The organism is Pseudescherichia sp., from assembly GCF_031987975.1.
Classification (GTDB): Bacteria; Pseudomonadota; Gammaproteobacteria; order Enterobacterales; family Enterobacteriaceae; genus Pseudescherichia.
Genome location: NZ_DALZYX010000003.1, coordinates 64241 through 70458, shown reverse-complemented (window position 1 = coordinate 70458; position 6218 = coordinate 64241). Strand labels below are relative to the sequence as shown.

Annotated in this window: 6 protein-coding genes and 1 tRNA gene; 6 read left to right on the top strand and 1 reads right to left on the bottom strand. The window is 57.3% G+C overall.

What is annotated here, in order from left to right; genetic code table 11:
- The first annotated feature begins 249 nt into the window (after positions 1 to 249).
- The 6 genes from RTN40_RS06145 (at position 250) to RTN40_RS06120 (ending at position 4560) form a co-directional block, all read left to right on the top strand.
- Positions 250 to 326, top strand: a tRNA-Arg gene (locus RTN40_RS06145).
- A gap of 118 nt (positions 327 to 444) precedes the next feature.
- Complete coding sequence (yqaB, locus tag RTN40_RS06140; protein WP_312227701.1) at positions 445 to 1041, top strand: fructose-1-phosphate/6-phosphogluconate phosphatase; 597 nt, start codon at positions 445 to 447, stop codon at positions 1039 to 1041.
- A complete protein-coding gene (locus RTN40_RS06135) occupies positions 1038 to 1466 on the top strand; it encodes a YqaA family protein (protein ID WP_312227700.1) in 429 nt (142 codons plus the stop codon). The genes yqaB and RTN40_RS06135 overlap by 4 nt, the downstream gene beginning before the upstream one ends.
- 78 nt (positions 1467 to 1544) lie before the next feature.
- The gene (gene gshA, locus RTN40_RS06130) at positions 1545 to 3089 is read left to right on the top strand and encodes a glutamate--cysteine ligase (RefSeq protein WP_312227699.1); all 1545 of its coding nucleotides are present in this window, start codon (positions 1545 to 1547) and stop codon (positions 3087 to 3089) included.
- A 150-nt stretch (positions 3090 to 3239) separates the two neighbouring features.
- Positions 3240 to 3755, top strand: a complete 516-nt coding sequence (gene luxS, locus RTN40_RS06125) for an S-ribosylhomocysteine lyase (RefSeq protein WP_312227698.1) — start codon at positions 3240 to 3242, stop codon at positions 3753 to 3755.
- Between the two features lie 46 nt (positions 3756 to 3801).
- The gene (locus tag RTN40_RS06120; RefSeq protein ID WP_312227697.1) at positions 3802 to 4560 is read left to right on the top strand and encodes a helix-turn-helix transcriptional regulator; all 759 of its coding nucleotides are present in this window, start codon (positions 3802 to 3804) and stop codon (positions 4558 to 4560) included.
- Here RTN40_RS06120 and leuA read toward each other — a convergent pair.
- Positions 4557 to 6206 (bottom strand): 2-isopropylmalate synthase, encoded by a 1650-nt coding sequence (gene leuA / locus RTN40_RS06115; protein ID WP_312227696.1) that lies wholly within the window; start codon positions 6204 to 6206, stop codon positions 4557 to 4559. The genes RTN40_RS06120 and leuA overlap by 4 nt on opposite strands.
- Positions 6207 to 6218 lie beyond the last annotated feature (12 nt).

The window sequence follows — 6218 nt, the reverse complement described above, 5'->3', positions numbered from 1 at the left end:
GGCTACGAACCGAGCGGTCGGAGGTTCGAATCCTCCCGGATGCACCATATTCTCCGAGATAACAGCCAAGCTGTTGTTTCATGGTCTGCGAAATTATCGCAAGCACCAGGGAGGATAACGTTGCTTCAGCAACGGCCCGCAGGGCGAGGCGCAGCCGAGTAATCCTCCCGGATGCACCATATTGTGCAGTGTTGCGGCAAGTTGAGCGACATTGAATAAGTAGTAAAAGCAGTAAAGCACCACCCTGATGCATCCGTAGCTCAGCTGGATAGAGTACTCGGCTACGAACCGAGCGGTCGGAGGTTCGAATCCTCCCGGATGCACCATATTCTCCTGATATTATCTTCACTGTTTCATCCTTATAATTTCTCTGTTAAATATCCTGTTTCACCCCCTAACTCCCTATCGCCATCAGCGACAAAACGCCCTGGTTACGTTAAAGTAATGTTCTGTTATCCGCAGTGTGAGAACGCGATGTACGAACGTTATGACGGTCTGATTTTCGATATGGATGGAACCATCCTTGATACCGAACCTACCCATCGTAAAGCCTGGCACGACGTGCTGGCGCACTATGGCATGCGCTTTGACGAGCAGGCTATCGTTGCGCTTAACGGCTCGCCGACCTGGCGTATTGCGCAGGCGGTAATTGAGTGGAACCACGGCGATCTCGATCCCTATGCCCTGGCGCTGGAAAAAACCGAGGCGGTGAAGGCGATGCTGCTGGACACCGTAGAGCCGCTGCCGCTGATCGAGGTGGTAAAAGCCTGGCACGGTCGTCGTCCTATGGCGGTAGGTACCGGCAGCGAGCGCGCCATTGCCGAAGCGCTGCTGGCTCACCTTGACCTGCGCCAGTACTTTGACGCCGTGGTCGCCGCCGACGACGTCGAGCACCACAAGCCTGCGCCCGATACCTTTCTGCTCTGCGCCGAGCTGATGGGCGTCGATCCCACCAAATGTGTGGTGTTTGAAGACGCTGACTTTGGTCTGGAGGCGGCGCGGCGGGCAGGAATGGATGCGGTGGACGTGCGTAAGCTGTGAGCGACGCACTGTCACTCCTCTCCCTTTTTACCAGCAGCTTTCTCAGCGCCACGCTATTGCCGGGCAGTTCGGAAGTGCTGCTGGTCGCTCTGTTAATCTCTGGCGTCAGTCAGCCCTGGCTACTTTTGTTAATAGCAACAATAGGTAATAGCCTTGGAGGGGTGACTAACGTTATCCTTGGACGTTTCTTTCCGCTGCGTAAAACATCACGCTGGCAGGAAAAAGCCCAACACTATTTGAAACGTTATGGCGCAGCCACGCTATTATTGAGCTGGATGCCTGTTATCGGTGATCTGCTGTGCCTGCTTGCGGGATGGATGCGCATTGCGTGGGGGCCGGTTATCTTTTTTTTATGCCTTGGCAAGGGGCTACGCTACGCCGTCCTGACGGCCGCAACCCTGCAGGGTATAACGTGGTGGCACTAATTGGTTGGTCATACGCTTCGATCGTCAACCATTACAATTATGCTTATTAGAAATGATTTCGACAGGCGGGAGGTCAACTTGATCCCGGACGTATCACAGGCGCTGTCCTGGCTGGAAAAAAATCCTCATGTCCTGAAAGGGATTATGCGAGGGCTGGAGCGCGAAACGCTGCGCGTTAACGCTGACGGCACGCTTGCAACTACCGGACATCCGGAGCAGCTTGGTGCAACGCTGACACATAAATGGATCACCACTGATTTCGCAGAAGCGCTGCTGGAATTTATTACCCCGGTTGATGGCGATATCGAGCATATGCTGACGGTGCTGCGCGATGTGCACCGTTACACCGTGCGCAACCTGGGAGATGAACGGCTGTGGCCGCTGAGTATGCCCTGCTACATTGAAAACGGGCAGGATATTGAGCTGGCGCAGTATGGCAAATCCAATATTGGTCGACTCAAGACGCTCTACCGTGAGGGGTTAAAAAACCGCTACGGTGCGCTGATGCAGACCATCTCGGGCGTGCACTACAACTTTTCCCTGCCGATGGCCTTCTGGCAGGCAAAGTGCGGTACGACAGATAAAGAGGCGGTCTCTGACGGTTATTTCCGTCTGATCCGCAACTACTACCGCTTCGGCTGGGTGATCCCCTACCTGTTTGGCGCGTCCCCGGCTATCTGCTCCTCGTTCCTGCAGGGCAAACCCACCACGCTGCCGTTTGAAAAGACGGAAGGGGGGATGTACTACCTGCCGTATGCTACCTCGCTGCGTCTGAGCGACCTCGGCTATACCAATAAATCGCAAAGCAATCTCGGTATTACGTTTAACGATTTAGAGGGTTATGTGGCAGCATTGAAGCGGGCGATCAAAACACCGTCCGCTGACTACGAGAAGATGGGGCTGAAGAAGGATGGCAAGCATCTGCAGATCAATACCAACATTCTGCAGATCGAAAATGAGCTTTATGCGCCGGTGCGCCCGAAACGTGTGACCCGCAGCGGCGAAGCGCCGTCGGATGCGCTCCTGCGCGGCGGCATTGAGTACATTGAGGTTCGCTCCTTGGATATTAATCCCTTCTCGGCGGTGGGCGTGGACGAACAGCAGGTTCGCTTCCTCGATCTGTTCATGGTCTGGTGCGTGCTGGCCGATGCGCCAGAGATGAGCAGCGACGAGCTGCTCTGTACCCGTACCAACTGGAATCGTGTGATTCTGGAAGGACGCAAGCCGGGCCTGACGCTGGGCATCGGCTGTGAAACCGCCCAGTTCCCGCTGAAAGAGGTCGGCAAAGATCTGTTCCGCGATCTTAAGCGCGTTGCGCTGACCCTCGACGGCATTGAAGGCGGCAGCGCCTATGCCGAGGTGTGCGACCAGCTGGTGGCGAGCTTTGACAACCCAGAGCTGACCTTCTCGGCGCGTATTCTGCACTCGATGCTTGAGAGCGGCATTGGCGGCACCGGCAAGGCGCTGGCGGCACAGTATCGTGATATGCTGCGGGAAGAGCCGCTGGAGGTTCTGCTGGAAGAGGACTTCACTCAAGAGCGTGATGCATCCTGGGCGCGCCTGCGGGAGATTGAGGCGGCAGATAGCGAGTCGTTTGAGGATCTGCTGGCAAGACACGCCTGATAGAAAAGAAAAAGGCCACATTGCTGTGGCCAAAATTTCATCTCTGAAAACAGGGATGATGATAACAAATGCGCGTCTTTCATATACTCAGACTTGCATGCGTTCAAAGAGTTCACTTAATTTTAAAAAAATCACTCCGGAGGTGACAAAATGCCGTTGTTGGATAGCTTCACTGTCGATCACACCCGTATGGAAGCGCCTGCTGTTCGCGTTGCGAAAACCATGAATACGCCGCACGGCGATACCATCACCGTCTTCGATCTGCGTTTCTGCATCCCGAACAAAGAAGTGATGCCGGAAAAAGGCATCCATACGCTGGAGCACCTGTTTGCGGGCTTTATGCGCGACCACCTGAACGGCAACGGCGTTGAAATCATCGATATCTCGCCGATGGGCTGCCGTACCGGTTTCTACATGAGCCTGATTGGTACGCCTGATGAGCAGCGCGTTGCCGATGCATGGAAAGCGGCGATGGCCGACGTGCTGAAGGTGAAAGAGCAGAACCAGATCCCTGAGCTGAACGTCTACCAGTGCGGCACCTACCAGATGCACTCCCTGGACGAGGCGCAGGAGATTGCCCGCCATATCCTGGATCGCGACGTGCGCGTCAACAGCAACGATGAGCTGGCGCTGCCGAAAGATAAGCTGCAAGAGCTGCATATCTAGTGATAAATGCCCGGCGATCCTGCCGGGCAATTAGCGTGACCCTACTATGACCACCACCACGACCTTCTCTTTTACCCACCGCCCGCTGCTCCCCTTTGCCCATGACTACGCGCATGGCGACAGTGAGCCGTGGCATCAGCATGACTGCGCGCAGTTGCTGCATAGCCTGAGCGGCGTAGTCAGGGTTGATACCGCAGCAGGCTGCTGGGTGGTACCGCCGGGGCGGGGCGTATGGCTTCCTGCCGCAACGCAGCATGCGTTACGTATTACCGGCAACGTGGCCGCCCGCACGCTATTTATCGATCCGCTGGCTCGCGCTGACCTGCCTGCGGCCTGCCAGATCGTGCAAATTTCTCCCCTGCTGCGCGAGCTGATTGTCTCATCGTTCGATCTGGCCGAGCGCTATACGCCGGGCAGCCGCGATGAGCGTGTGTATAAGCTGATCCTCGATGAGATCCGCGTGATGCAGGCGCTGCCGTTTCATCTTCCCGAACCGCACAGCGACCTGCTGCGCACCCTTTGTCAGCAGATCGGTGAAGAGCCTGCCCGGGAGTGGACCACGACCCTGGCGGCAAGCTTGACCAATATGAGCGAGCGCACGCTCAACCGCCACTTTCAGCAGCAAACGGGGTTAAGCTTCGGAGAGTGGGTACGCCGGGCGCGCCTGATGGCGGCTCTGTTGCGCCTGGCGCAGGGGCAGTCGGTGCTGCGTGTGGCGCTGGATACCGGCTACGGCAGCCATAGCGCCTTTACCGCCATGTTTCGCCGGGTGATGGGCGTTTCACCCAGCGACTATTTTCGTTAGGCCAGCGTATTTAGCAGCGCCTGGAGCGATGCGCGGGCTACGTCGTTATCGATGCCTACACCCCAGCGGCTGCTGCCATCCTGAAACAGACAGTGAATATAGGCGACCGAACGGCTATCGCTGCGCTCGCCCAGGGTGTGCTCATGATAATCTTTTATCACAAACGGCTGCGTTACCCATGACGATAATCCGCTGGCGGCGGCAGAGAGCAGCCCATTGCCGCACCCTTCAAGCTGTCGCGTTTCGCCGTCGTTCGAGACGGCGGCGGTTAAACGTAACAGTCCATCCTGCTGGCTCTCACTGCTGTAGCTGAGCAGCCGGAAGCGCGGCGCTGCCACCAGCCCGTAGCGACTGCGGAAAAGCTGCCAGAGCGCATTTTGCGTCATCTCTTTGCCGCCCTCGTCGGCCTCCCGCTGCACGTGCTGGCTAAAGTCCTGCTGCAGGGCGCGGGGCAGCGTCAGGCCGTGATTCTGCTCAATAAGCCACGCGCTGCCGCTCTTGCCCGACTGGCTGTTGACGCGGATCACCGCCTCATAAGTGCAGCCGATATCCTGCGGATCGACAGGCAGATAGGGCATCTCCCAGCGTCCACCGGGCTGGCGCGCGTCGAATCCTTTTTTAATCGCATCCTGGTGCGAACCGGAGAAGGCGGTGTAGGCCAGCCGTCCGGCCCAGGGGTGACGCGGGTGCACCGGCAGCTGATTGCAGCTTTCCACCACCTCTACCACGCGGGTCATATCGCTGAAGTCCAGCTCTGGCGTGACGCCCTGGCTGTAGAGATTCATTGCCAACGTCACCAGACAGACGTTGCCGGTGCGCTCGCCGTTGCCAAACAGACAGCCTTCAACGCGATCTGCCCCGGCCATGACCGCCAGCTCGGCGCTTGCCACGCCCGTTCCGCGATCGTTATGCGGATGGATGCTGATACAGACCGCCTCGCGCTGGCTGAAATGGCGGCAGAACCACTCAATTTGATCGGCATAAACGTTAGGCGTATTCACCTCAACGGTGGCGGGCAGGTTGATAATCATAGGCCGTTCAGCACTGGGCTGCCAGATAGCCGCCACCGCTTCGCAGATCTCCAGGGCGAACTCTGGCTCGGTAAAGCAGAAGGTTTCCGGCGAATACTCATACTGCCAGCACGTTTGCGGGTTCTCCTCGCACAGTTTACGAATCAGGCGCGTACTGCGGGTCGCAAGTTCAATAACCTGTGACTTCTCCATACCGAACACCAGGCGGCGGAACAGCGGCGCAGTGGCATTGTAGAGATGCACCGTTGCACGGTTGGCACCGCGCAGCGCGTCAAAAGTTCGCGTAATGAGATCCTCGCGCGCCTGAGTTAATACCTGGATCGTCACGTCGTCAGGAATGTGATCTTTTTCAATCAGCTGGCGAACGAAATTGAAATCGGTCTGCGAAGCGGAAGGAAAGGCCACTTCAATCTCCCTAAAACCGCACTCGATCAGCAGGTTCCAGAGCTGCATTTTACGCGTTACGTCCATTGGCTCGGCCAGGGCCTGGTTGCCGTCACGCAGATCGGTTGAGAGCCAGCGCGGCGCGTGGGTAATCTGCTTTTCCGGCCAGGTACGATCGGGCAGGGAGAGAGGAGGGTAGGGCTGGTATTTCTGAGCGGGATTTTTCAGCATGGTGTGCTCCTG